21 protein-coding genes and 1 pseudogene are annotated in these 24,995 nt (G+C 60.5%); 18 read left to right on the top strand and 4 right to left on the bottom strand.

The genetic code is table 11. From position 1 onward, the window contains the following. Nucleotides 1-360 precede the first annotated feature (360 nt). Together ONB52_16675 and ONB52_16670 are read left to right on the top strand one after the other, a co-directional pair. The gene (locus ONB52_16675) at nucleotides 361-732 is read left to right on the top strand and encodes a VOC family protein (GenBank protein ID MDZ7417771.1); all 372 of its coding nucleotides are present in this window, start codon (nucleotides 361-363) and stop codon (nucleotides 730-732) included. A 153-nt stretch (nucleotides 733-885) separates the two neighbouring features. Then, the gene (locus ONB52_16670) at nucleotides 886-1,284 is read left to right on the top strand and encodes a hypothetical protein (GenBank protein ID MDZ7417770.1); all 399 of its coding nucleotides are present in this window, start codon (nucleotides 886-888) and stop codon (nucleotides 1,282-1,284) included. A gap of 34 nt (nucleotides 1,285-1,318) precedes the next feature. On the opposite strand, the gene ONB52_16665 is transcribed toward ONB52_16670, so the two are convergent. Beyond that, nucleotides 1,319-2,212 carry a TIGR01777 family oxidoreductase gene (locus ONB52_16665; protein ID MDZ7417769.1) on the bottom strand — a complete coding sequence of 298 codons (894 nt, stop codon included), beginning with the start codon at nucleotides 2,210-2,212 and terminating at the stop codon, nucleotides 1,319-1,321. A gap of 258 nt (nucleotides 2,213-2,470) precedes the next feature. Then, a pseudogene (locus ONB52_16660) lies at nucleotides 2,471-2,719 on the bottom strand (ArsC family (seleno)protein). On the opposite strand from ONB52_16660, the gene ONB52_16655 reads away from it, so the two are divergent. The 9 genes from ONB52_16655 to ONB52_16615 all read left to right on the top strand — a co-directional run bounded on the left by ONB52_16655 (nucleotide 2,624) and on the right by ONB52_16615 (nucleotide 11,313). Beyond that, complete coding sequence (locus ONB52_16655; GenBank protein MDZ7417768.1) at nucleotides 2,624-2,818, top strand: hypothetical protein; 195 nt, start codon at nucleotides 2,624-2,626, stop codon at nucleotides 2,816-2,818. The pseudogene ONB52_16660 and the gene ONB52_16655 sit on opposite strands and share 96 nt — an antisense overlap. A 360-nt stretch (nucleotides 2,819-3,178) precedes the next feature. After that, a complete protein-coding gene (locus tag ONB52_16650; protein MDZ7417767.1) occupies nucleotides 3,179-4,234 on the top strand; it encodes a hypothetical protein in 1,056 nt (351 codons plus the stop codon). A 37-nt stretch (nucleotides 4,235-4,271) separates the two neighbouring features. Continuing rightward, nucleotides 4,272-6,773 carry a DUF2723 domain-containing protein gene (locus ONB52_16645; protein ID MDZ7417766.1) on the top strand — a complete coding sequence of 834 codons (2,502 nt, stop codon included), beginning with the start codon at nucleotides 4,272-4,274 and terminating at the stop codon, nucleotides 6,771-6,773. A gap of 138 nt (nucleotides 6,774-6,911) precedes the next feature. Further along, the gene (gene polX, locus ONB52_16640) at nucleotides 6,912-8,636 is read left to right on the top strand and encodes a DNA polymerase/3'-5' exonuclease PolX (protein MDZ7417765.1); all 1,725 of its coding nucleotides are present in this window, start codon (nucleotides 6,912-6,914) and stop codon (nucleotides 8,634-8,636) included. Between the two features lie 22 nt (nucleotides 8,637-8,658). Then, nucleotides 8,659-9,279 carry a cell wall-active antibiotics response protein LiaF gene (liaF, locus tag ONB52_16635; GenBank protein ID MDZ7417764.1) on the top strand — a complete coding sequence of 207 codons (621 nt, stop codon included), beginning with the start codon at nucleotides 8,659-8,661 and terminating at the stop codon, nucleotides 9,277-9,279. After that, on the top strand, nucleotides 9,276-9,926 hold the full coding sequence (gene nth, locus ONB52_16630) for an endonuclease III (GenBank protein MDZ7417763.1): 651 nt from the start codon (nucleotides 9,276-9,278) through the stop codon (nucleotides 9,924-9,926). Before liaF ends, nth begins: the two co-directional genes overlap by 4 nt. Before the next feature lie 12 nt (nucleotides 9,927-9,938). Next, complete coding sequence (locus ONB52_16625; GenBank protein MDZ7417762.1) at nucleotides 9,939-10,139, top strand: hypothetical protein; 201 nt, start codon at nucleotides 9,939-9,941, stop codon at nucleotides 10,137-10,139. Between the two features lie 14 nt (nucleotides 10,140-10,153). Continuing rightward, nucleotides 10,154-10,681 (top strand): signal peptidase II, encoded by a 528-nt coding sequence (gene lspA / locus ONB52_16620; GenBank protein MDZ7417761.1) that lies wholly within the window; start codon nucleotides 10,154-10,156, stop codon nucleotides 10,679-10,681. Between the two features lie 65 nt (nucleotides 10,682-10,746). Further along, nucleotides 10,747-11,313, top strand: a complete 567-nt coding sequence (locus ONB52_16615; protein MDZ7417760.1) for a mismatch-specific DNA-glycosylase — start codon at nucleotides 10,747-10,749, stop codon at nucleotides 11,311-11,313. 72 nt (nucleotides 11,314-11,385) lie between these two features. Here ONB52_16615 and ONB52_16610 read toward each other — a convergent pair whose 3' ends face one another. Continuing rightward, complete coding sequence (locus tag ONB52_16610; protein ID MDZ7417759.1) at nucleotides 11,386-12,705, bottom strand: UDP-glucose/GDP-mannose dehydrogenase family protein; 1,320 nt, start codon at nucleotides 12,703-12,705, stop codon at nucleotides 11,386-11,388. Between the two features lie 469 nt (nucleotides 12,706-13,174). Here ONB52_16610 and ONB52_16605 point away from each other — a divergent pair, with 469 nt between their 5' ends. Then, entirely contained in the window at nucleotides 13,175-14,695 is a 1,521-nt protein-coding gene (locus ONB52_16605; protein MDZ7417758.1) for an acyl-CoA synthetase, read from the top strand. A gap of 62 nt (nucleotides 14,696-14,757) precedes the next feature. Here the strand turns inward: ONB52_16605 and ONB52_16600 are convergent, their stop codons facing one another. After that, a complete protein-coding gene (locus ONB52_16600; GenBank protein MDZ7417757.1) occupies nucleotides 14,758-15,861 on the bottom strand; it encodes an ATP-dependent 6-phosphofructokinase in 1,104 nt (367 codons plus the stop codon). Between the two features lie 174 nt (nucleotides 15,862-16,035). On the opposite strand from ONB52_16600, the gene ONB52_16595 reads away from it, so the two are divergent. The 6 genes from ONB52_16595 to ONB52_16570 form a co-directional block, all read left to right on the top strand. Further along, nucleotides 16,036-16,710, top strand: a complete 675-nt coding sequence (locus ONB52_16595) for a metal-dependent transcriptional regulator (GenBank protein ID MDZ7417756.1) — start codon at nucleotides 16,036-16,038, stop codon at nucleotides 16,708-16,710. Between the two features lie 174 nt (nucleotides 16,711-16,884). Further along, the gene (locus ONB52_16590) at nucleotides 16,885-17,688 is read left to right on the top strand and encodes a DUF3280 domain-containing protein (protein MDZ7417755.1); all 804 of its coding nucleotides are present in this window, start codon (nucleotides 16,885-16,887) and stop codon (nucleotides 17,686-17,688) included. Nucleotides 17,689-18,047: 359 nt separating this feature from the next. After that, entirely contained in the window at nucleotides 18,048-18,659 is a 612-nt protein-coding gene (locus tag ONB52_16585; protein MDZ7417754.1) for a hypothetical protein, read from the top strand. Next, nucleotides 18,656-22,627 carry a choice-of-anchor D domain-containing protein gene (locus ONB52_16580; GenBank protein MDZ7417753.1) on the top strand — a complete coding sequence of 1,324 codons (3,972 nt, stop codon included), beginning with the start codon at nucleotides 18,656-18,658 and terminating at the stop codon, nucleotides 22,625-22,627. The genes ONB52_16585 and ONB52_16580 overlap by 4 nt, the downstream gene beginning before the upstream one ends. Before the next feature lie 536 nt (nucleotides 22,628-23,163). Then, entirely contained in the window at nucleotides 23,164-24,687 is a 1,524-nt protein-coding gene (locus ONB52_16575) for a hypothetical protein (GenBank protein MDZ7417752.1), read from the top strand. Between the two features lie 7 nt (nucleotides 24,688-24,694). After that, on the top strand, nucleotides 24,695-24,995 hold a 301-nt coding region (locus ONB52_16570; protein MDZ7417751.1), incomplete at its 3' end, for a hypothetical protein.

Raw genomic sequence — 24,995 nt, 5'->3', positions numbered from 1 at the left:
CGTTCGCGGGGGGATTATAGCAAAAACTCCCTTTGCTGCCAAGCCTTTTTTCTTTGCCCCCCGGCCGTTCAGCAGAAATGATTTGCATTTGCACGGCGGTTTTGCCTTCATATGCCGTTGCACGCCGGCAAGGCTGCTGTCGAAGATTCCGCCCAAGGCGGGCGATGGGCCAACCCTGCAGTCGCAACAATTCAACCATGGGAGGGACATTGCTTGTCCGTGAAAAAAAACGGCACGCCGATGAGCCAGGCCTCTCCGGCACGTCACACGCGCAACTGCGGCCGGGCGGTCAATTCCCGGAGCAATGACATCCCTCAACACCGTTCCAGCAACCATCTCATCCATCAAAGGAGGCAAAACATGGCAGCAACACCGGTGGTCCATTTCGAAATCATGGGCAAAGACGCCAGAAAGTTGCAGAGCTTTTACGGCAAGCTTTTTGGCTGGGAGATTCAAAACCTCGAGGCGATGAACTACGGCCTGGTGCAACCGATCGCCAACGGCACGGAAGTCGGCAAGGGCAGCATCGGCGGCGGCATCGGCCAGACCGGGGACGGCGCGCCGGGTTATGTCACCGTGTACGTCCAAGTCGACGACACCGACGCCTACCTCAAGAAGGCCGAGAGCCTGGGCGCCAAGACCATCATGCCGACCACCGAGATTCCCAACATGGTGACCTTCGCGCTGTTCCAAGATCCCGAGGGCAACCTCATCGGTTTGGTGAAGGGTTGATTCCCGCCTGGGTATAATCTCTGCTTGGCAGCAAAGTGCACAAGATGGAGAGCGGCCATTGCCGGGAGTTTGCAACGGCGCTGCTCCATTCTGAATTCCTGCCGGCAAGCCATCGCCGTGCCCGGCGATGATTGCGCAATTGTCTGCGGCACAATGAAGGGCGCGCGAACGCCTGCCATTCTCTGTCAACCAGCCAGGCGCCGGCCCAAACGACCGTCGGCGCTGACTGCCATTCTGGTGCTGCTCGCGCTGCTCAATCTTTTTGGTCTTTACCTGGGGCTGAGCAAGCGGGTTGATTTTCTCACACAATACTCCAAGTTCACGCCGGCGCTCTGGCAGATTTATGCCGCCAACCCCCTGGTCACCTTCGCCGCCGTGATCGCGCTGTGGTTTTGGCAAAAGTGGGGCTTTTGGCTGCTCTGCTTGAGCGCCCTGGTGGTGATGGCCATCGCATTCTACACCACAGGCTGGTCGGCCCACATGCTGCGTGTGCCGCTGGCGCTGGCATTGCTGGTATTGTTCCTGCGGCCGGTTTGGCAAGAGCTTGACTGATCAAACGGAGCTGCCCTGCCTGCCGGCAGTGATTTCATCTGAACAACGCGCGCAGGGCCTCTTCCAGGGCTGGATAGCGGAACCGGTAGCCCATGTCCAGCAACTTTGCCGGCTCGACGCGCGCACTGGCGAACAGCAGGCCTTCAGCCATTTCACCGAGCAGCAGGCGCAGCGCAAACTCCGGCGCCGGCAGGAAAGTTGGCCGGGCAAGCACGCGACCCAGCGTTTTGGTGAATTCGCGATTGGTGACCGGTTGCGGCGCAACGAGATTGAACGGGCCGCGGAGATTCTCATTGTGCAGGGCATACAGCAACCCGCCGATCACGTCCTCGAAGGCAATCCAACTCCAATACTGTTTGCCGCTGCCCAGTACGCCACCGATCCCCAGGCGGAAGGGCAGCAGCATTTGCTGCAACGCCCCACCGGCAGTGGTGAGGACGATGCCGATACGGGGATGCGCCACACGGATGCCGGCTTGCACAGCCGGTTGTGCCGCCTGTTCCCATGCCACGCTGGTTTCGGCAAGAAAGCCCGTGCCCGGGCCGCTATCCTCCCGCAAAATCATGTCGCCGCGGTCGCCGTAATAGCCAATGGCTGAGACGCTGATCAGCGTCCTGGGTGGCTGTTTGAGAGCGGCAAGCGTTTGCGCCAGCAGTTGCGTGCCGGCGACGCGACTGTCGCGGATGCGCCGTTTTTTGGCGGCGGTCCAACGGCTGGCAATGCTCTCGCCGGCGAGATGCACGACGGCATCGAGTCCTTCCAGGCCGGCGGCATCGATGGTACCGGCCGCAGGATCCCATTTTACCGCAGGCTCATTGCTCACGACCGGTTGCCGTACGAGTCGCACCACTTGATGCCCCTGCGCATGCAGGGCTGTAATCAACGCCGAGCCGATCAGCCCGGTCGAGCCGGTGACCAATACCTTCATGCACTCACCTCCTCTTCTTCAGCCAGTTCGACAACGGGAAAACGTTCTTTGGGACAAAAGCGGCGGCATGCTTGCTGCCGTGCCTGGTTGCGTCGCTTTGAGAAAGGATTGCCGCTGTCATGCCGCAACTCTCCGGTGAGACCTCCGCGGCCACCTGCGCAGCGCCCTGACACCCCGGCCTCCAAAACCTGACCCGCGTGATGTGGCGCTCCCGTCTTGTGTATTGCGAGAGAGCGGCATCCCGGCCCGGCGGCACAACTATTCGGCGAGCAAACGTTTGTAGGTCGCCTCATCGAAGCCGACGATGAGAGTGCGGCCCTTGCGCAACACCGGCGCGCGCAAATTGCCGCTGGGGCCGAGCAACAAGCTCAGCAACGTCGCTTCGTCGGGCTTGTCCTTCTTCAAGTCGAGATGAACGATGCGCCGGCCTTTGGTGGCATACAGCTCGTCAGCCTCGCGGGCGAGCGCCAGCGCTTCCCGGCGTTGCAGCCTGACCGTTTTGGTGCTGACTTGCTCGACAGGTGTGACTTTACGCTGCGCAAGAAACTCTTGCGTTTTGGCACAGGTCTTTCAACCCGGCCGCCAATAAAACCAGTCAACTTTTGACATGAAATGACTCCTGCTGTCGGAAGACAATTCGCTTTTGTAAATGTTTGGCCGCGCGCAGCAATCCACCGCCGGGCCGATCTTGATTCGAATCCACTTCGCCGGCCGGGCTGGCAAACATTCCAGGCACCCGGACGGTTTTTTCGAATGACCAAATTCTTGCCGGAAAGCTTGACGGGATAAACAGGATTTACAGGAACAGCATGCTGCAAGCTGACGGGGGTGTTGTGTCTCCGCCGCTCAAACAACCGGCCGGAATATAGAATCCCGCCCAGGGAATAGCAAGTCGTCGCTCCGTGCGCCGGCAGGACTCGCTGCCGGCGCTTGTTTTTGGCCGGTGATTTGATTATCATCCCGGCCATGAAGACGACTTCCAGCCCTCTTCCCGCTGATCCCCCCGAGTTCAATCTGCCGGCGGATTCGCCGGTGCGCAGCCTCGCGCAACTGCTTTGGCACGCCCACCACCACCTGCGCGCAGAGGTGCGGCGCGCGCTGGCACAGGATGCCGCGCAGGAACTCGCCGCGGTGGCCGCGCACGCCGAAATGGACACAATCTTTGGCATTGACACCGTGGCCGAGCGCAGCCTGCTGGCCTATCTCGATGCCCATCAACACACGGCGCCGGCCTTTGTACTGGCCGGCGAGTTTGAATCGGGCGGGGAAATTTTTTTCGGCCGCGGCACGCCGCGTTTTCGTGTGCTGTGTGATCCCATCGACGGCACGCGCCTGGTGATGTATGGCAAAGCCAGCGGCTGGATTCTCTCCGCCATCCTGCCCGACAAAGGCGCGGAATCGCGGCTGGCGGAAACGATCTTTTCCCTGCAGACCGAAATTCCCACGTCAAAAGGCTGTCAGGCGGACACCCTGTGGGCCACGCCCGGCGGCGGTGCCTTTCAACGGCGGGAGAATTTGCTGACGCAGGCTTTTGCGGTGACGCCAGTGCATGCCCGTCCCGTCTCCGATTTGCAGCACAGTTTCATCACGTTTGTCAATCTCTTTCCGCGCGGCAAAAAACAGGTGGCCGCCCTGGAGGAGGATTTTCTGTTTGCTGTGCTGGGCGGGGAGGCGGTGGCGCAAAATGCAGCCTTTGCTGATCAACATTTGTCAACTGGCGGCCAAATTTATGCGCTGATTCACGGCCAGGATCGCCTGGTGGTCGACATCCGGCCGCAGCTCAATCAGCAGTGGCGCGCGCGCGCGGAGCCGACCGTGCTCTGCGCCCATCCTTATGACCTGGCAGGCTGGTTGATTGCGCAGGAGGCCGGGGTCGTGATCCGCCAGCCGGACGGCCGGCCCTTCGACGGGCCGACGCACGCCACCGCGGAGATCGGCTGGATTGGTTTCGCCAGCCATCTGCTGGCACAGCGCTATGATCAACTCCTGCTGACCATCCTGCGCCGGCACGGCATGATTTGACAGACGCCCTGTTCGACGAGCACGGGAATCGCACCGCATGCAGAACCTGTCTGCGCCACTCACCCGTTCCTCCTTCACCACGCCGGGTGCCTTGCTCGCGGCCGCGTTGAGCTGCGCCACCTACTGGCGCACTCTGGCACCCACTGTTTCGTTTGGGAATGCCGGGGAGTTCATCGCGTGTGCTTACATTTTGGGTGTGCCCCATCCACCGGGCGCACCGCTTTATTTGCTGCTCGGCCGGCTGTTCACGCTGTTGCCGCTGGGCGGGGAAATTGCGTGGCGCGTCAATCTCATCTCCGCTCTTGCCAGCGCCGTTACGGTTCTGCTCACCTACCTGATCATCCTGCGCCTGCTTCGCCGCTGCCTGCCTGCCACCTCCAGCGGCCAGCAGGTGGTTGCCGCGCTGCTCGGCAGCCTGGCACTGGCTTTCAGCGACAGCTTCTGGTTCAATGCCGTGAGCGCCGACGTGCATGCGCTTTCCCTCTGCCTGACCGCCCTGGTCATCTGGCTGGCGCTGCGCTGGGCCGAGGCACCAGCCACCCTGCCGGCGCTGCGCCACCTCGTGCTCGCCCTCTATCTCATCGCTTTGGCGGTGGGTGTGCACCTGCTCAATGTCCTGACGATTCCTGTGGTACTGCTGCTGATGTATTTTGAAACCCGGCCGTGGCACTGGCACAAATGGTTTGCCTTGCTGCTGCTGCTGGGTTTGGCGCTTTGCTTTCTGCTACCCGGCAGTTTGCAAGGCCTTCCTTTGCCCGCGCCTCTTGCCAAACTGGGAGGCGTGCCGGCTTTGGTGTGCGGGCTGCTCATGGTGCTGGTCGCTGCCGGCCGCCGGGAGTTCCCCATGGCAAGGCTTGCGGGTGCCGCCTTGTTCCTGATCGTGCTCGGTTATTCGACTTATTTGACCGTGTTCATTCGTTCAAATCTCGATCCGGCGATCGACGGGAACGATCCCCAAAACTGGACGCAGCTCGCGAGCTATTTCAGTCGCGAGCAAGATGGCGGCGAAGACTTGTTCAGCCGGCTGCTGGTGCGCAAAGCGCCGCTGTGGGATTATCAGATCAAAGCGAGGTATCTGCGCTACCTGGGCTGGCAGTTCTTCGGCCGCAGCGGCGAGGCCGCACAACAACGCGGCACGCTGCTATGGCAGGGGCTTGGGGGGCTGCCCTTTCTGCTGGGCGTGATCGGCATGTTTTATCACTTCCGCCGCCACCCGCAAGACGCCAGCCTGGTGGCCCTGTTGTTCGTGATGACCGGCCTTGCCCTGGTCATCTATCTCAACCAGACGCCGGGGCAGCCGCGCGAGCACGATTACGCCTATGTGGGTTCCTACCTCGCCTTTGCGATTTGGATTGGCATGGGGGCGCAGATGCTTTTTGAGAAGGCCGCCGCCGCGCCCTACCGCTTGACCGTCATCCAGCTCGGGCTGGCTTCGTTGCTGGTGCTGGCGGTGCCGGTCAATCTGTTGCAGCATAATTTTCACCGCCGGAATCGCCAAGGCAATTACACCGCCGCGGATTATGCCCGCAACTTGCTGAGCACCTGCGCACCCGATGCCATTCTCTTCACCAATGGCGACCATGACACTTTTCCGTTGTGGTATATGCAGCAAGTTGAGCGCTTTCGCCGCGACGTGAGCGTCGTCAACCTCGGCCTGTTGCATGCGCCCTGGTATGTGCGACAACTGCAAACGCGGCCGCCGCGCGTGCCGCTTCCTCGGCGCGCCGGCGAGCCCGACTCGCTGCGTTTGCGGCCCTGGCCGGAACCGCGGATGATTCACCTTCCCATTACCAACGCCGCGGCATGGCGGGATTTCACCACGGCCGGCGACTCCGCGAGGCCGCCATATGCCATGACGATCCTCGTGAATCCCACCCATCAGGGCCGCTTCCTGCGGCCGCAAGACCGCCTGATCATCGACATCATCTCCGCCAATCAATTCCAGCGGCCGGTCTATTTTGGCGGCGACGTTCCCAACGAGAACCTCGCCGGCTTGCAGCCCCATCTGCGCAACGAGGGTTTGGCGCGCCGGCTGCTGCCGGTGCCCGGCCACACGGAAGCACCGGAGCTGCTGGCGACAAACCTGCTCACGGTGTACCGCTACCGCAATCTCGCCAACCCCAAAGTGTATCTCGACGACCTGGAACGCGGCGTGGCAGAGCACTACCGTTCTCACTTTCTCACGCTGGTGCAGCACGCGCTGCACCGCGGCGCACGGGAGCAAGCCCGGGCGCTGCTGCAGCGGTTCGAACAGATCCTGCCGGAAACGAAATTCCCCTTTCCCAGCTTCGCGGCCGCGCTCGAGCTTACCCGCTGTTACTGGCAGGCGGGCGACACCATGCAGGTGCGTGCCCGGCTGGAGCAGGCGGCACGCCAGCGCCGTCTGCGACCGGAGCAGGGGGTTGAAATTGCCAAATTCTATTGGCATCTTTTGCAGGATGGTCCGCGCGCGCAGGAGGTGCTGACCAGAATCCTGGCGCGGCTGCCGCAGTATCAACCGGCGCGCGAGCTGCAGGCCGAGATTGCAAGCCACCGCTGAGTTTTTCCGGAAACCGGGCCGCCAGGGCGATCGCGATGACCGAATCCGGGACTGCAAAGAAAGCCTGCAGCCAGGCGGCTCCGGGAGCGGCAGGGCAACTCCATGTTGGTCAAATCAACTCGGTGAGTACAAACCGCCATGGACAAGAAACAAGTCATCGAAATTCTCGAAGAAATCGGCACCCTGTTGGAGCTCAAGGGCGAAAACCCCTTCAAGACACGCGCCTATGCCAATGCGGCGCGCGCGCTGCGCGGCGTTTCCGAGGATTTGCACGAGCTGATCGCGGGCAACCGCTTGCGCGAGATCAAGGGCATCGGCGAGGCGATTTCCGAGAAGATCACCACCCTGGTGACCACGGGCACACTCACATACTACGAGGAGCTGCGCCGCTCCTTTCCGCCGGGCATCATGGAGCTGCTGCACATTCCCGGACTGGGGCCCAAGAAGGTCAGAAAATTGCTGGATGAGCTGGGCGTGGCTTCGATCAACGATCTGGAAAAAGCCTGCCGCGAGGGTCGTGTCGCCGGGCTGGAGGGCTTCAGTGCCAAAAGCCAGCAAAACTTGCTGGACGGCATCGCGCAGATCCGGCGCTATGCCAGCCGGCATCTGTATCATCATGCCGAGCAGGCAGCACGGCCCCTGTTCGAGGCGGTGAAAACGCATGCCAAAGTCATCCGCGCCGAGCTGGCCGGCAGCCTGCGCCGCCACCGCGAAACGGTGAAGGATATTGACATCGTGGCGAGCTGCAAAAAGGCGGACCGGGCCGCAATCATGGCGTTTTTCACCGCACTGCCCGGCGTGCAGAGCGTCATTGCGCAGGGCGATACCAAAAGCACCGTGCTGCTGTCAAACGGCATGCAGGCGGATTTGCGGCTGGCAAGCGACCGGGAATTTCCTTATCTTCTCCATCACCTGACCGGCTCGGCGGAACACAACATTGCCATGCGCAGTCACGCGCTCAAGCTCGGCATCAAGGTGAGTGAATGGGGCCTGTTCCAGGGCGAGACCCTGATTCGCTGTGAGGACGAAGCCGCTCTTTTTGCCGCGCTCGGCATGAGCTATGTGCCGCCCGAGTTGCGGGAAGACATGGGCGAGATCGAAGCGGCGCTGCGGCACGAGATTCCGGTGCTGGTGGAGAAAAAGGATGTGCGCGGGGTGCTGCACTGCCATTCCACCTACAGCGACGGCGCCAATTCGCTGGCCGAGATGGCGCAGGCGTGCCAGGCGTTGGGCTTCGAGTACCTCGGCATTTGCGACCACAGCATGTCGGTCGCCTACGCCAAGGGCCTGTCACCGGAGCGTGTCAAGGAGCAGCACCGCGAGATTGACCGCCTCAATGCCGGTTTCCGGAATTTTCACATTTTCAAAGGCACGGAATGCGACATTCTGCCGGACGGCAGACTGGACTATCCCGACAAGGTGCTGGCGAGTTTCGACTTTGTGATCGCCTCCATCCACAGCAGCATGAACATGAGCGAGGCCCAGGCCACCAAACGTTTGATCAAGGCCATGGAGCACCCGGCGGTGCGGATTCTCGGCCACCCCACCGGCCGGTTGCTGCTCAGCCGTGACGGGTATCCGATCAACCATCAGCGCGTGATCGAGGCGGCGGCCGAGCTGGGCGTCAGCATCGAAATCAATGCCAGCCCGCACCGCTTCGATTTGGACTGGCGCTACGTCAAGTATGCGCGCGATCGCGGCGTGCTGCTCAGCATCAATCCCGATGCCCATGACCGCGCGGGCATCGCGGACATTTTTTACGGCGTGGGCATTGCCCGCAAGGGCTGGCTGCGCAAGGCCGACGTTCTGAACACGAAATCGGCCCAAGAAATCGCCCAATGGTTTCAGGCCAAACGATCATGATGGCATCGCCGTGGAGAAAGAGATGAGTGCAAACGAGTGCACCGGCAGCCGGTTTTTCTGGGGCGGGATGCTGATCCTGTTGGGGACACTCCTGCTGCTCGACCGGCTCGAGCTGCTGAGTTTTCGGGAGACGATTCGCAACTTCTGGCCACTGATTCTGGTGGCCATCGGCGCCAGGATGATTTTGTTTCCCAAAAACCGGGAGGAAAGCACGATTACAGTCAGCCCTACAGCCGGCGCAGACAGTGCCAGTTTCATCGGCAGCACGGTGGCCGGCGATTACCTCAACGAAAATCGCTTCATTGGCGACATTCACCTGCAAGTGCGCAGCGATGATTTCAAGGGCGGGGCCGTCTCCACTTTCATCGGCGAACAGAAATTCGACCTCTCCGGCATTGCCATCTTGGGCGGCGAACGCGCCTTGGTTGTCTCCGGTTTTATCGGCGACGCCACCCTGATTTTGCCCAAGACGATTCCCTGCCTGGTGCATGTGAGCACGGGAATCGGCGACCTGGTGGTTTTCGGCAAAAAGGAAAGCGGGCTGGGCCTCAACAAAGTGTTCAAATCACCGGATTATGACCATGCCACCGCGCGCCTGAACGTGCGCATCTCCTTCGTGATCGGAGACGTGACCATTTTATGAGCCGGACGACAGAGGCAGCGGAAAAGGCGCGGCGGCAGCGCGTAGTGCGCACGCTGCGGCGGCTGTACCCCGCGGCCGCCTGCGCGCTGGTGCATCGCAACCCCTTTGAGCTGCTGGTCGCCACGATTTTATCAGCGCAATCCACCGACAAAACCGTCAATGAGGTGACGCCCGCCCTGTTTCGCGCCTTTCCCACGCCGGCGGCGCTGGCGCAGGCGAAGCCGGCCGAGGTGGAAAAGCTGATTCATGCCACGGGTTTCTTTCGCAACAAGGCGCGCCATCTCATCGCCTGTGCGCAGCGCCTGGTCAGTGAGCACGGCGGCCGGGTGCCGGCCAGCATGGCTGAGCTGACTGCGCTGCCGGGTGTCGGCCGCAAGACCGCCAATGTCGTGCTGGGCAATGCCTTCGGCATCAATGATGGTGTGGTGGTAGATACCCACGTGCAGCGGCTCGCCCGGCGGCTGGGGTTGACCGCGGAAAAAACGCCGGAGAAAATCGAGCGGGATTTGATGGCGATCGTGCCCAGAAAGGAATGGACTCTTTTTTCCCACCGCCTTATATTGCACGGCCGGCATATCTGCCGTGCCCGCAAACCCAGGTGCGGCGCGTGTACCCTGGCACCTGACTGTCCTGCAAGGGAAATTTGAAGGGATTCTGTCATGCTGTTAAAACGCGTGTTCAAGCCGCCGATCATTCAGGCATGGACCGACCTGCTGCGCGAAAAAGGCGTGCGCGCCTTCGTACGGGAAAAAGGCTGGAAAATCCTGGCGGCGGTGTTCCTGTTTTATCTCATTCGTGATTCCATTCTTTACATTCTCGTGCCGGTGTTGATTACGCAGGGATTTATCTGCAGCAATTGAAACAGGATGTGATCATGCCGCAGTATCTCAGGCGCAACCTGCTCGTCGCCCTGCTGGCGGCGGCCAGTTGTGTGGGTTGTGACCAGCTCACCAAACGTCTGGCCAAGTCGATTCTCCGGGAAAGCGGACCGCAATCCTATCTCGCCGATTTCCTCCGTTTCCACTACACCGAAAATCCGGGTGTAGCCTTCAGCCTGGGCTCAAACTGGCCGGACGAAGTGCGGCTGGTGTTGTTCATCATTGCCCCGGCGGTATGTCTGTTGCTTTTGCTGTTATACATGCTGCGCGCTCACAGCCGCGGAGCGGCCCATCTGCTGGCCTTGGGGCTGGTGTTGGGCGGCGGGATGGGCAACCTGCTGGATCGCGTCTTGCACCAGGGCCGCGTGATCGACTTTCTCAACCTCGGCATCGGCACGTTTCGCACCGCGGTCTTCAATCTGGCGGATACCGCCATCTCGCTGGGCATGCTCATGTTGTTGATCACTTCCTTTCTGCCGGAGCCACAGGGCGTGGCGGCCGCGCCCGAGCGTCACGGCGAGTGAGTCCTCCCCCGCCGGCGGCCGCCGCGCGCCGTGCGCTGAATTCACCGTTCTCTTTCGTGCTCCCGGTGTCATCTCTGCGCCGAAAATCCCGAACTCCCTCCCTCACCCTGCCCGATTATCTGCGGCCGGGGTTGCAACTGCTTTTCATCGGCCTCAATCCCGGCCGCTATTCCGCACAAACAGGGAAATATTTTGCGCGCCCTTCCAATCGTTTCTGGCCGGCGCTGTCCGCCAGCGGCCTGCTGGGTGGTTCCGTGCAGGCGGGCGACGAGGCCATGCTGCTGGAGCGCGGCATCGGCTTCACCGACGTGGTGAAACGCGCCACCGGCCAGATCGGCGAATTGACCGCGCAGGAAATCGCCGCCGGCGCCCGGGCCTTGCGCCGCAAGCTCGAACGCCACGCGCCCAGGGTGGCATGTGTGATTGGTGTGAGCGGCATGCGCTGGCTGTTTGCTCTGCCGCAGCGGGAGAGAATCGAACCCGGGCCGCAGCCATGGCGCATCGCAACGACGGTTTTCTATCTCCTGCCCTCCACCAGCCCTGCCAATGCGCACTATCGCCGCGAGCAAATCGTGGCAGAATTCCGGCGCTGCGCAAACTGGCTGGCCGCACACGGCATTCGTTTTTGCTGAGGGCTGCGACCAAAGCTGCCGGCGCTGCGACGGGCGCTCCCCGCCGGCAGCGGGAGCGCCCGCCAGCGGCCTTCAGGCGCAAGGCCGGCCGATGGAAAAATAGTCGATGCCGATTTTCTTCATGCGTTTGGGGTCGTAGAGGTTGCGGCCGTCAAAGATGGCGGGATGTTTGAGGGTTTCTTTGATCAGGTAAAAATCCGGCTCGCGGAAGGCATTCCATTCGGTCATGATGATCAGCGCATCCGCGCCCTCCAGGGCATCGTAACGCTTCTGAAACAGGAACAAATCGCGGCCAATGCGGTCTTTGAAAATGCGGGCGGCTTCTCTGAGCGCTTCGGGATCGTGCCCCTGCACGCGCGCACCTTCGGCCGTGAGGGCGTTGATCATCGCGATCGCCGGCGCTTCGCGCATGTCATCGGTTTTGGGCTTGAACGCCAGTCCCCACATGGCAAAGACCCGGCCGCGCAAATCGTTCTTGAAATAGGCTTTGATCTTGTCGAGCAAAATCGTTTTCTGGCGTTCATTGACTTCCTCGACCGCCTTGACGATGGCGAGCGGCAGACCGTGATCCTTGGCGGTGCGCATCAGCGCCTGCACGTCTTTGGGGAAGCAGGAGCCGCCGTAGCCCGTGCCGGGGAAGATGAAGTAGGGCCCGATGCGGCTGTCGGTGCCGATGCCTTTGCGCACCATGTCGATGTCCGCGCCGACCCGCTCGCACAGGTTGGCAATCTCGTTGATGAAGGAGATTTTGGTGGCGAGCAGGGCATTGGCGGCATACTTGGTCAGCTCGGCGCTGCGCTCATCCATGACGATGATGGGATTGCCGGAGCGCACGAACGGCGCGTAAAGCGTGCGCATGACTTCAATGGCGCGCGCATCGCGCGTGCCGATCACCACGCGATCGGGACGGGTGAAATCCTCGATGGCGGCGCCCTCTTTGAGAAATTCGGGATTGGACACCACGGCAAAATCGTGCTGGGTATGCTTCTTGATTTCCGCACACACCTTGTCGGCCGTGCCGATCGGAACGGTGCTTTTGTTGACGATGATCTTGTAGCCGTTCATGTATCTGCCGATGTCACGCGCCACCGCCAGCACGTATTTCAAATCGGCGGAGCCGTCCTCATCCGGGGGCGTGCCGACGGCGATGAAGATGATCTGCGCCTGCTCCACCGCCGGTTTGATGTCGGTGGTGAAGAACAGCCGTTCCTCCCGCATATTTTGTTTGACCATCTCCTCCAGGCCGGGCTCATAGATGGGAATTTCGCCGCGGCGGAGCTTGTTGATTTTCTCTTCATCGACATCGACACAGACCACTTCATTGCCGGAATCGGCAAAGCAGGTGCCGGCCACCAGGCCGACGTATCCTGTGCCTACAACTGCTACTTTCACGCGCTGCTCCTTTTGCTAAGCAAGAGACTTGATCTTTCCGCTCGCAGAGCGGGTTTGTTAAAAAACGGCCTGGCAACGACACGCCCGCCTCCCCGGCAAACCGTCACGGTCGTGAAGCTTTTGCTGATCTTCCCGGGCACGCGCCGTGGCGCCGATTGTAATGCGCGTCGCATGCCATCGCGGCATTTTCCGGTTGGTGGAGGAGAACCCGGCGAGCCGGCATTCTGCAAAAATTTTCCCGCGTTTACGGCCTGCCTTGGCAATCGGACATTGTGCCGGTGCTGGGGAAGAGGCGTGCAGCATGACAGGGCGGGTCAAAACGCTTCATGAACAGAAAAAAGTTGCAATTCGCGATTGCCGGGTTTGGTCATGGCAAGTTGCCGTGCCAGAAGGGCGCCACGGGACACGAGCGTTGGCACGGAGTGGCGGCAAAATAAAAACAATTATTCCAAAGTCAAATAGCGCGAACATGCAAGACTCTGCCTCCCTGCCACTTTTCGCAGCGGCCGGCCGGCAGCCGGGCCGTCTGGCGCTGGTCACCACGGAGGGCCGATTTTCCCATGGTGACTTGCTCTCCCTCTCCGCCGGCGCGGCGACAGTCTTGTTGAACGGTTCCAGCGATTTCGCCGAAACAAGGGTGGCGCTGCTGGCACCGCCAAGCCTGCATTTCGTAGCGGCGTTGCTGGGCATTTGGCGTGCCGGCGGCATTGCCGTGCCGCTGGCGGCCACGCATCCGCCCGCGGAGTTGGAATACGTGCTGCACGATTGCGGCGCCGAGGTGCTGGTGGTGCATCCGGAGCTTGCCGCGCGCCTGCCGCCGTTGACCTCCTTCCCGCGGTTGCGGCTGGTATACACCAGCGAGCTGCAGCCCGCCGTCGCCGCGGCCCTGCCCGGGATCACAGCCGGCAGGCGCGGCCTGATCATTTACACCAGCGGCACCACCAGCAAGCCCAAAGGCGTGGTTTTGACACACGGCAACCTCGCGGCGCAAGTCAGCGCCCTGCTCACCGCCTGGGAATGGTCGCCCGATGATTACATTCTGAACGTCCTGCCGTTGCATCATGTGCATGGTTTGATCAATGTCTTGACATGCGCCTTGTGGGCGGGTGCGACCTGCGAGCTGATGCCGGTCTTCGAAGCCGGCCGGGTTTGGCAAAGATTCATGAGCGGCTGCGTCACGTTGTTCATGGCAGTACCCACGATTTACAGCAAACTGATTGCAGCCTGGGAGGCGGCGCCGCCGCATCAGCAGCAGGCCATGTCTGCCGCCTGCGCGAAACTGCGGCTGATGGTTTCCGGTTCCGCCGCCCTGCCGGTGGCCGTGCTGGAAAAATGGCAAGCCCTGAGCGGGCACGTTTTGCTCGAGCGCTACGGCATGACAGAAATCGGCATGGCGCTTTCCAACCCGCTGCATGGCAGGCGCCGGCCGGGCTGTGTCGGCACGCCTTTGCCGGGCGTAACCGTGCGGCTGGTGGATGAAAACGGCCGCGCAGTCGCCGCGGGCACACCGGGCGAAATCCAGGTGAAAGGCGCGAACGTGTTTCGAGAGTATTGGGGAAAACCCGAGGCCACCCAACAGGCATTTCGCGAGGGCTGGTTTTGCACGGGCGACCTCGCCGTGTTTGAAGACGGCGCGTATCGCATTCTCGGCCGCCTCACGACAGACATCATCAAAACCGGCGGCTACAAAGTCGCGGCGCTGGAGATTGAGGAGGTATTGCGGCAGCATCCCGCCGTGGCGGATTGCAGCATTGTCGGCCTGCCCGATGCCGTATGGGGAGAGCGCGTCGCTGCGCTGCTCATGTTGCGACCGGGCGCGGCTCTCAACGCGGCGGAGCTGCGCCACTGGGCGGCTGCGTACCTGGCGCCCTACAAGATCCCCACTCTGGTGCAGTTCGCCCCCGAACTGCCGCGCAACGCGATGGGCAAGGTCATCAAAGCCGAGGTCACCCGCATGCTGCAGGCGGAATGCAAAGAAGAAAGCCAGTGATCTCCGGCACTGAGTCACTGGCTTGCTTGCCGCGGCTGGTGCACAGGCCTGGCAGCACGGGGCTAGTCATCACCGAAGCTGGTGCCCACCGCGCGTGCCGCGGCGATCATGGGATGATCGCGCGGGACGAGCTTTTGCCGGGCGATGGCATCTTGGATCGGCACGCTGATATATTCGTTGCCGCGCAACGCCACCATCCGGCCGAATTTGCCTTCGGCGCAGAGCGTGACGGCCATCGCGCCGAAATTGGTGGCAAGAATGCGGTCATATGCAGTGGGGCTGCCGCCGCGCTGCAGATGTCCCAACACCGTGACCCGCGTCTCCAGTTGTGTGCCTTCGGAAATGCGATCGGCCACCACCTCCCCGACGCCGCCCAGGCGCTTGGCATCGGTGCGTTTGACATCCATTTCCTTCACGATTTCGCCGCCTTCCGGCAGCCTGGCGCCTTCCGCCACGCACACGATGCTGAACCGCTTGCCCTTGACGCTGCGATCCATCACTTTGCGAAAAACCACTTCCCAGGAAAAGGGGATTTCCGGAATCAGAATGATGTCTGCGCCGCCGGCCAGCCCGGCACCCAGTGCAATCCAGCCGGCATAGCGGCCCATCACCTCGATCACCATGACGCGATGGTGGGACGAGGCGGTGGTGTGCAGGCGGTCAATGGCCTCTGTGGCCACGGCGAGCGCGGAGTCATAGCCAAAGGTGACATCGGTGGCGGAGAGATCATTGTCGATGGTCTTGGGCACACCGATGACGTTGAGTCCAAGCTGGCTGAGCTTGTTGCAGATTTGCATGGTGCCGTCGCCGCCCACCGCGATCAGGGCATCCAGGCCCCAGCGCTTGTAGTTGCGCAGCGCACGGGCGGAGGCATCGACGATCTCGATCTTGCCGTTTGCCAGTTCTTCGGGATAGTGCCAGGGATCGCCCTTGTTGGAGGTGCCCAGAATCGTCCCGCCGAGATTGATGATGCCGGAGACATCGGCGTTGGACAGCTCGCGCATCCGGCCCTCCACCAGACCTTCAAAACCGTCCTCGATTCCCAAAACCGTCGCACCATGTTCATTCATGGCCGGCTTGGCCACCGCCCGAATTACCGCGTTCAAGCCGGGGCAGTCTCCGCCGCCGGTCAATATGCCAACTCGTTGCAAATTCCCGGAAGCCATGCGGCAACTCCTTTTTCGAATCACTGATCAAATGGCCAAATGTGCCGCACCAGGCGGCCAAAAGCAAGCAAAAATCTCGCAATTTTCTCTTGGATAATCGCGCCTGACTTGTTACTTTGCGCCGTCCCCAATGAGAAACCGCTGCAGTCAACCAGCCCGCGCGAGCGAAAAACCATGACCAGGAAGAAAAAAAGCTTCACCACACAGGCGATTGAAGACTATCTCAAGACCATCCATGTCCTGCAGGCCAATGATGCCAAGGTTTCCACCTCGGCGATTGCCAGCCGCATGGGTGTGGCACAAGCTTCAGTGACCGGCATGCTGAAGAAGCTCGATGACATGAAGCTGGTGGAGTATTCCCCCTACCAGGGCGTGTCGTTGACCGCCACTGGTGAGAAAATCGCGCTGGAGGTCATTCGCCATCACCGCCTGCTCGAACTTTATCTCGCGCAGGCCATGGGCTATAGTTGGGACAAGGTGCACGACGAAGCCGAGCAGCTTGAACACTTCATCTCCGAGGAATTCGAAGACAAAATGGCTGAGGCGCTGGGCCAACCCACGGTCGATCCCCATGGCTCGCCCATTCCCTCCAAAGACGGTGTGCTGCCCCGCCTCAACTGTTTCGCCCTCTCCCAAAGCCGGCCCGAGCAGCGCGTGATCGTGCGCATGGTCTCCGATCACGACCCCGAGCGCCTGCGCTATTTGGCGCAAATCGGCATCTTCCCGCAGACCGAAATCCTGATTCTCGACGTCGCACCCTTCAACGGCCCGCTGCACATTCAGATCAAGGGCCAGAGCCATCACCTCGGCAAGGAGCTGGCGGATTCGATTCTGGTCGATCACGCCTGACCCTGCCCGCCGGCTGCCGGCCCGCCCCACCTTCTGTTTTGCCCGCCTCACAAAAACGCTCTTCAGCGCACGCATTTTCAAACAAGTGCCGGTATTCTAACCCCGGATTGCAAAAACACGGCATCCGCGTTTTTTCATTGCGAAACAGAATATCGGTTCATGGAGCATGTGCGTATGAAAAAAGTGATCAGCGTGATCCTGCTGCCGGCGTTCATTTTGACAATCGTGTTACAGGATCTGGCACTGGCTGCACCCGCAGGGGAGGGCGCAGACCCGGAGGGTCGTGTCTACTCGCTCGCGGTTCTGGATCTCGAGCCCAGCGGCCGCATCTCCGTGGCGGATGCCGGCAAAATCACCGACCGGTTGCGCCAGGAATTGCAAACCACCGGCATGTTCGAATTGCTCGACAAGGACCAGGTGATGGCCGGACTGGCAGGCACTTCCCTGCTGGAAAGTGGATGCAGCACGGTGGAATGTGCCATCGAGGCAGGCAGGAAGCTGGGCGTCAAGCTGATCGTCAATGGCACGATCAATCGCATTGGCCCGCTTTACTTTATTGAAGTGCAAATCGTGCATGTGAAAAGCGGCCAGATCGTGCAAAAGGTCAAAGATGAAGTCGATGGAGACTTCAAGAAACTCGAGGCCCGCATTCCGACATTAACCAGGCGGCTGGTCGGCACCCCCTCTGCCGGCAGCGCAACCAGGCAGCCCGCGCAAACCGCAGAGTCATCACAGGAAGTGACCGCAGTTGAAAACACTGCCCCCACTCAAACTGCGCCACCAGCCGCTGAGCCGGCGCCGGACAGCAGCAAGAGCAGGTCGGGTAAGACGCTGCTGGTTGCGGGACTGCTGGCGGTCGGAGTGGGCGCGGGCATTTTCGCGGCCACCGCCATGGGCAAAGACAACAACAACAACGGCAATGGCGGCACTGGCGGTACCACTCCCGGCACCTTGCCTTCCCCACCCACTTTTCCATGAGCAGCATGATGGCCTGCCGGCAAACCCGCTGCTTCAGCGCTTGACAGTTGTTTCACGCCCGCACATGGCAGGACCGGCAAACAAGCACATGACGCGCAGGACGGCAGCCCGCGACAGCCGCGCCAGCGCGTCCACGTTCCTTGAAATCAAATGATATAGCATCGCTGATTCCAACTGCCGGCAACCGGGCAACAGCGCCGGCAGAAGGCGCAACACCGGCTGGCACCGCCGGCCTGACTGGCACCTGCTTTGCCGATTGCGGCCGCAGTCGTTTGGAAGCGACTGCTGTCGTGAAGAATCGCATCATTATCACTCCCGCAGGGAAGCGCAGGCCACTGACCCAAACAGGAATCAGCAGCATGAAGCGCGGAGCCATTCGGATCATTGTTCTCCTGTGTGCAGCCTGCCTGCTCACCGCCACCGGCGCGCCGGCACAAACAGCGCCGCCGCGGCCACCCCGCCTGGCCGTGCTCGGCTTTCTCACGGAGAAAGAGCAGCAGGCGGAAGCGCTCGCCCGACTCAATGAGCGTTTGCACGCAGAGCTGGAGCAACTCGCCTTGTTTCACTGCCTGCCACTCACCGCGGTGGCGGCAGCGCGCAGCGCATTTCCCGGCGATTCGCTGGCCGAGGAACAGGAAGTGCCCAAAATCGGGCGCGCACTCGGTGTCCAGGTTGTCGCCGTGGGCCGTCTGCAAAAGACCGGCATGGCCTACGCGCTCGAAATTCGCCTCGTGCATGTGGCCAGCGGTCTGACCGTGGGGAGTGTGCGCGAAGATTTCTTCGGCACGCTCGTCGAACTGGCGCAGCACATGCCCATCCTGGTGCACCGGTTGCTCGGTGTCACCACCGCCGCGCCCGGCCCTTGCAATCTTGCCTGCGCCCATTCAACTGCGCAGATTGGGATGTTCACGCTTCGAACACACAGCACTGCATCATGCGATTCAACATCACGAATGAGGTTCACAACATGAAACGATCGCTACATTACCTCCTCCCGGCCATGACGGCCTTGTTGAGCTTTGCCAGCCGGGCGCAAGATCCCCCGCGTCTCGACCGCCTGACCTTTCGCGTGGACAACCAAATCGTGACGTGTGTCGGCAACGCCAGGGTCGAAATGACAATGATCTTCGACACCACCATGGACACCACCGTCACGCCCCAGGCGAAATTCGGTTTGAGCAAGCCCTATTCCCTCAATCTGCCAATGATCGACCGCCGCTGGGTCGACAGCCTCACCTTTTTCGCCCGCTTCAACATCAACGAAGACGTTCCCTCCAGCGGCGATGGCGAATACACGTTTCTGATCTCCGGAGCAAGAAGCAAAGCCGGCCTCACCATGCCGGAAACCAGCAGCGACACGCTGCGCAACCGCCGCGATGAAAAGGCCACGTTGTTCATCGACCGGCGCGGCTTGCTGCGCACCAGCTCCGAGTCCGTTGCTTTCGGCACCCTCTCTTTCGGCAGCTCGCGGGACAGCAGCATCGTGCTTGAAAATGGCGGCTGCAGCAGCATCACCATCACCGGCTACAATCTCAACAGCGGCTCGCTTCCTTTCGCGCTGTTGCAAGGCAGCAGCAACGTGATCCTGGGGCGGGGGGAGAGAATCACGCTCACCCTGCGCTTCCGGCCGCAGCGCCGGGGTGTGGCACAGGGGCGCCTGCTGATTTATTTCCAGCGTGCCACCCTGCAGCGGGACACGCTGCGTGTCGCGCTCACCGGCCAGGCGCGCGGCCCGCGGCTGGTGCTCATTCCCGCGGATACCCTGCGCTTTGGTCGCGTGCAGGTGAACACCAGCGTCACCGCCACGGTGCAGGTGATCAATGACAGCGCAGGCGCGCGCACGTTTACCGACCCCCTGGCGATCAGCAGCATCACCAGCTCGAACGAGTCAATCTTCACGGCGGACACCAAAGCTTTGCAAATCGCCGCGGGCGACACCAAACTCGTGCGCGTAACCTTCCGGCCCAACGAGGTCAGATCGTATCAGGCGTTTCTGCAATTCCGCAGCAATGATCTGACCCTGGCCGGGGGCCAGCGCACGCTGCCCATGCTAGGCAGTGCCAGCCCGACACCGCAGCCGCCACCGCCCATCACCTCGGTGAACGTGAACTGGAATCTCTACGGTGGCTATCCCGGCTATGCGGCGGCCGACACCCTCTATCTCTGCCTGCCCACCGTGGTGCCCAATGTTGCCTTCGTGCGCTGGAAAATCATTCCCGGCAACGTGCCGCCACAAAGCCCGACCGATTACACCGGCAGCGGCGTGCCCATCATCAATGGCAGCAGCCTGTGCTTCAAAATTCCGCTGCGCGGGGTGGTGAGTGCCGGTCGCAACAATTGCTGGATCTGGCTGGACGGCACCAACGGCACTTCGGGCTACAACAACAGCCCCTTCTACAGCCCGTTGTACTATTATGTCGGCGCGCCCGTGTTGAGGAACTTCTATCTCGGCGGCGGTTTCTCCTGGCCCGGCGGCTTTCCCTACTACCTCAATGGCGGCAGCATACCTTTCTGCTGGCAGGTGCAGGATGGCCGCAATATAGCGGAAATCCGCTGGCGTTTTGTGCGCGATCCCAACACCCGCCCCGCCTCTGCCACAGACACAACCAATGGCGGTTACTATCGCCTGGCGACCAACGACACCGTTTCCTCCCTCACTTGCGTCAATCTCTCACTCAGCAAGTTACGGCGACTGGGGCAGGGCAATTGGTATGTCTATGTCTGGCTGGTCGACAAAGCCGGCAATTCCGGCCATGCCAGTGCCTATCGCTGGCCAGCGGAAGCGAACCGGCCCTTCTGGTTCGATACCACCAGCGCCGGCCGCCCCACCAGCAATTCAAATGGACCCTGGAAGCGGCACATCATCAATGGCGTCCTTTCAACCGAGATTCAATCTTCCACCTGGTTTGGCGCCGGCCAGCTCTTGCGATTCTCCTTTAAATTGCCGGCCAATGCCCGCGATGCCGCCCGCGTCTTCTGGAAATTCAAAACGCCGCCCGCCAGCCAAATCGAAGCCCAGGGCGAGGCCGTGCTGACGCGCGTGGCCAACGACTCGGCGAGATTCTCGGTGTTGTTCAACTCCACGGATCTCTGTGGTGATGACAGCCTGTATGTTTGGGTGGCGGATTCCGCCGGCAATGTCAATCCGAATAATTACTCCGCGGCGCACTATCGCTTCGACATGTGCGCGCCGGAGATCCGCCGCGTCAAATCCCTCAGCAACAACGTCGCACTGATCGGCCAGGATTTCCTCGACCGGCTGGTGGTGACTGACAGTCTTTCGGGCGTCGACACCGTATGGGTGCATTACCGTCTGGGCGGTGCCGCCACAGAAGCGCCGCCGGTGCCGGCTTTGCGTGTGAGCCGGACCGACACCTTCCGCTTCACTATTCCGCTTGCCGGCGTCACCCGCCGCGGTATCGAGTTCCGTGCCGTGGCGCGTGACAAAGTGGCCGGGGCTTACAACGGACCCAACCTGGGCTACGGCCCGATTAATGGCAACGACTGTCGCAGTGGCAGTTCTTCCGCGGAAAATACCTGGTATCCCATCCGCACGCGCGTCATCGGCGAGGGCGATTTCCGTATCGACTCCGACGGCCGGCCCGTGCCGCTGGTTTCCGGCGATTCCACCACCAGCTATCAGTTGATCTCGATTCCCTATGATCTAGATGACGGCAACGCCATCAATGTCCTGAAGGATGATCTGGGCGACTACGATGCCAAGCAATGGCGGCTGTTCGACTACCTGCCGCAGAATCCGCCGGCTACGCGCTGGCAGGAAGGCACCAAAGCGCGGACGTTCACACCCGGCCGGGCCTTCTTCGCAATCACGCGCAAACAAAACACGGTGTTCGACGGCGGCCCGGGACAAACCCGGCGCACTGTATGCCCGGACACTCTGACGATGTACGAAGGCTGGAACCTGATTGCCACGCCTTTCAATTTCCCGGTGCACAAGCGCTCGCTGCGCCTGATCAACGCCGACAAGGACACCGTGAGTTTGTGGTCATTCGAGCGGCAGTGGACCTTCTCCGACGTGATGGATCCCTGGCGCGGCTATGCCATCTATGTCACACGCGGCCAGGGCGTTTCGACCTCTGCACCCTTGCGTTTGATCGTGCAGCCGGTGGCCGTGCCCGGTCGCCTCGGCAAAGTGAAGACGCCAGCCATGGCATGGCAGGCTGGTGAATGGGCGGTGCAAATCAGTGCACGCGCCGGCGAAGTTCAGGATCAGTTCAACTGGGCAGGCATCCGCCGGTCGGCTGATATCGGCTACGATGCCACGGAAATGGCGGAACCGCCCGTGATCGGCGACTATGTCGCCGTCTCGTTCCCGCATCCGGAATGGCGGCAGCCGGCTGAGAATTTCTGCACGGATTTCCGCGCCAGCCACGACGCTGACCAAGTGTGGGACTTCGAAGTGGCAACCAATCAAACCCGGCGTGAGGTGCGCCTGCATTTCACCCTGGTCGGCGACTTCCCTGCAAACGTCGAGGTGTATCTGATCGATGAAGCGCTGGGCCTCGCTCAAAACCTGCGGACGAAAGCTGAATACACATTTCACAGCAGCAGCCAGCCGCTGCAAAAGCGACTGAAGCTGCTGGTTGGCAAGCCGGAATTCGTCTCCAAGCAAGCCGGCGCCATCGCGCTGGTGCCGGAGAAGTTCGAGCTGCTGCAGAACTTCCCCAACCCCTTCAATCCCGAAACCAGCATTCGCTACAACCTGCCCGAAGCCGCGGTGGTGACGCTGGTGATCTATGACCAGCTCGGCCGCAAGGTGCGCACCCTGGTGAATCAGACAGCGCAACCGGCGGGCTATCACCGCGCGGGGTGGGATGGCCGCGATGAGGCCGGGCGGCTTGTAGCGACCGGCATCTATCTGTACAAAATCACCGCTGGCCGGCACACTCAGGTGCGCAAAATGGTTTTGCAAAAATAGGCCCGCGCACGATCCGCCGGAAATTGCCGCAATCGAAACGCCACTGGTCTTGCACCAGTGGCGTTTTTGTTTCACATGCCGGAGGACCTGCCATGAAATCTCGGGGAGTGTCTCAGTGCCTGCACCGCAACGCCGCAAAGCGACAAACAAGAAAAAAATCCTCCCTCGCAAGTGAAAAGCCCGGGAAAACAACTGAAAAACTGTTTCGTGAGGCTGTGAGGAGGGGGCCGGTGCCCTCTCATCTGGCAGGGAGGATAACGGCGCGCTATCTTTGCGAAACCAACCGGCAAAAATAAGGCTTGACATTCTCGCGCTGCTTTGCTAGTCTTCCTGCGCGCCGCCGGCAAGAGCTTTGACCAAGCCGGAGCAGCGGGCTGAGCCTGCTGGCAGGAAAATGGGAAGGGACAAGTTGCACGGCCAAGGCCGGCCGGGTGTGACCTGCCATACGCCGCAGAAAATCGCCAAGCCCGGGTGTACCCTGATCAAAATGGGTACGCCCGGGCTTTTTGTTTTTGGAATTGAGAGGAAAGTCGGCCATGAGAAACTTTCGCTTTGCCAGCATGTTACTGCTGTTCATCCTGTTCGGAGTTGATGCCGAGCAACAACGAGGCGTTGCGCAGTGGTCCAGCAATCCCTCCCAAAACCTCAAAGTCGCCGGTGGTGGAATCAATCCGGAAATTTGCATTGACGGCTGTGGTGGCTGTTTCATTGTTTGGGAAACCGGTACCGTGGGCAATCGCCGGCTTCTGCGCATGCAGCACTTGAATCGTTATGGCTACAAGTCCTTCCCGGAAACCGGAATTCCCTTGGCCAGCGGAGAATTCGATCAGTCCACCCCATTTTTTCTCACCTACGGAGGCGAGGGCACGGCTATCGTGCTCTTCTACGATACGCGTTTCCTTGCCAGCAAATTTGTAGCCCGAACTTTGGTGCAGCGCGTGGATACAACCGGAACTTTGTTGTGGGGAACTTCGGCGATTCGGCCGACCCAAAGCGATTCCTCGCAAACGCCAACCGCCTTGCTGGCCGATGGCAATGGTGGTGCTTTCGTGTTTTGGGCGGAAGATCGCAATGGCGATGGGGCGCAGGAAATGTTTGGGAATCGAATCACCGCAGATGGGCAACTTTTGTGGGAACAAGATGGCAGAAAGTTCGCAGATTATGCCTACAATTATATTAGAACTCAAGTTGCCACAGATAGTGCGGGTGGTCTTTTTATTGCGTATACCCAAATCAGTGGGATCGTCATCCATCACATAGATGGCAAAGGACAATTTGTATGGTCTGCACCAATACCGATGTCAATAGGAATTTGGGGGGCTCTGGCGAGTGACAACAGTGGCGGTTTCTTTTGGGTTGCCCACGAACAAATAGCCTACAGGCCGCCCAAAGGACCAATTTACAGAACCCGTGCCTTTCGCTACAACCATGCCGGGGTTAGCCTGTGGCCGGTGGAAGGCATTGCCATTACGGATTCGGCTTATCAACAAACCTTCACACCCGAAGTTATTGTCAATGACCGACAGGATGTTGCTATCGTTTATCGCACCCTCTCCACACCCTATGATAATGTTCATGTACAGCGCATCACTTTCAATGGAGAGTTGCGTTTTGAATATGGAGGCCGACCCGTAAGCACATATCCTGCTGCAAGAGCAATCAAGCAAACCTGTCTTGGAAGTAACAGGAAAATAACTGTTGTTTGGCGAGATGGACGGGCACAAAAAGGAGATCTTTATGCGCAATCTTTGGATCATAATGGAAATCAAATTTGGGATGATGATATTGCAGTTACTTTGCGGCCTGATTCTGAAAGGAGTCATAGAATTTCATCAGATGGTAATGGCGGTTGCATCGTTACTTGGTATGAGATTGGTACAGGGAGCGGCTGGGGAATTTTTGCCCAACAGGTCAGTAGAAATGGCAGGTTGGGTGAAGTTATAGCGACTTCCGTTACTTCAAGTCGTGAAGGGCAGCATACGAGAATTCCCCTGATCTTCAGTTTGTTTCCCAATCCTTTCACTGATTCTGTCCGCTTCAGTGTGGTATCCACCCGGTGAACCCATCTTGAAGCTTGCCACAGTAAGAGATATTTTTGAACTTTTTTCAGCGCGCGCTTTTGTGGCGACCAGCCGGAAATGGCAAACGAATGGCAATTCAGCCAACAACACTGTGGCCGGGATAGATCGGCCCTCTCCGGACAGGGAGCAGTATTGCAGCGAACGAGCGACAGCGGGGGAGAATACGCTGGTGGCAGGAAATATCAAATCATCAAGCCTCGTGCGACTGGGGCAGGGCCCAATCTCAAGAAGTCGGCGTGCGCCAGTTTTGCGGAAGCAGCGCGGCGATCTGGGTGATGGGATGGTCG

The sequence above is a fragment of the candidate division KSB1 bacterium genome, assembly GCA_034506255.1.
GTDB classification, from domain to species: domain Bacteria; phylum Zhuqueibacterota; class Zhuqueibacteria; order Zhuqueibacterales; family Zhuqueibacteraceae; genus Coneutiohabitans; species Coneutiohabitans thermophilus.
Note: the sequence above shows the minus strand (reverse complement) of the source record. Positions and strands in the feature narration are given on the sequence as shown.

Bases quoted from the DNA above. Each gene is read 5' to 3' on its own strand.
- ONB52_16675 (MDZ7417771.1), top strand. From the start codon at position 361: ATGGCAGCAACACCGGTGGTCCATTTCGAAATCATGGGCAAAGACGCC.
- ONB52_16670 (MDZ7417770.1), top strand. From the start codon at position 886: ATGAAGGGCGCGCGAACGCCTGCCATTCTCTGTCAACCAGCCAGGCGC.
- ONB52_16665 (MDZ7417769.1), bottom strand. From the start codon at position 2,212: ATGAAGGTATTGGTCACCGGCTCGACCGGGCTGATCGGCTCGGCGTTG.
- ONB52_16655 (MDZ7417768.1), top strand. From the start codon at position 2,624: ATGAACGATGCGCCGGCCTTTGGTGGCATACAGCTCGTCAGCCTCGCG.
- ONB52_16650 (MDZ7417767.1), top strand. From the start codon at position 3,179: ATGAAGACGACTTCCAGCCCTCTTCCCGCTGATCCCCCCGAGTTCAAT.
- ONB52_16645 (MDZ7417766.1), top strand. From the start codon at position 4,272: ATGCAGAACCTGTCTGCGCCACTCACCCGTTCCTCCTTCACCACGCCG.
- polX (MDZ7417765.1), top strand. From the start codon at position 6,912: ATGGACAAGAAACAAGTCATCGAAATTCTCGAAGAAATCGGCACCCTG.
- liaF (MDZ7417764.1), top strand. From the start codon at position 8,659: ATGAGTGCAAACGAGTGCACCGGCAGCCGGTTTTTCTGGGGCGGGATG.
- nth (MDZ7417763.1), top strand. From the start codon at position 9,276: ATGAGCCGGACGACAGAGGCAGCGGAAAAGGCGCGGCGGCAGCGCGTA.
- ONB52_16625 (MDZ7417762.1), top strand. From the start codon at position 9,939: ATGCTGTTAAAACGCGTGTTCAAGCCGCCGATCATTCAGGCATGGACC.
- lspA (MDZ7417761.1), top strand. From the start codon at position 10,154: ATGCCGCAGTATCTCAGGCGCAACCTGCTCGTCGCCCTGCTGGCGGCG.
- ONB52_16605 (MDZ7417758.1), top strand. From the start codon at position 13,175: ATGCAAGACTCTGCCTCCCTGCCACTTTTCGCAGCGGCCGGCCGGCAG.
- ONB52_16600 (MDZ7417757.1), bottom strand. From the start codon at position 15,861: ATGGCTTCCGGGAATTTGCAACGAGTTGGCATATTGACCGGCGGCGGA.
- ONB52_16595 (MDZ7417756.1), top strand. From the start codon at position 16,036: ATGACCAGGAAGAAAAAAAGCTTCACCACACAGGCGATTGAAGACTAT.
- ONB52_16590 (MDZ7417755.1), top strand. From the start codon at position 16,885: ATGAAAAAAGTGATCAGCGTGATCCTGCTGCCGGCGTTCATTTTGACA.
- ONB52_16585 (MDZ7417754.1), top strand. From the start codon at position 18,048: ATGAAGCGCGGAGCCATTCGGATCATTGTTCTCCTGTGTGCAGCCTGC.
- ONB52_16580 (MDZ7417753.1), top strand. From the start codon at position 18,656: ATGAAACGATCGCTACATTACCTCCTCCCGGCCATGACGGCCTTGTTG.
- ONB52_16575 (MDZ7417752.1), top strand. From the start codon at position 23,164: ATGAGAAACTTTCGCTTTGCCAGCATGTTACTGCTGTTCATCCTGTTC.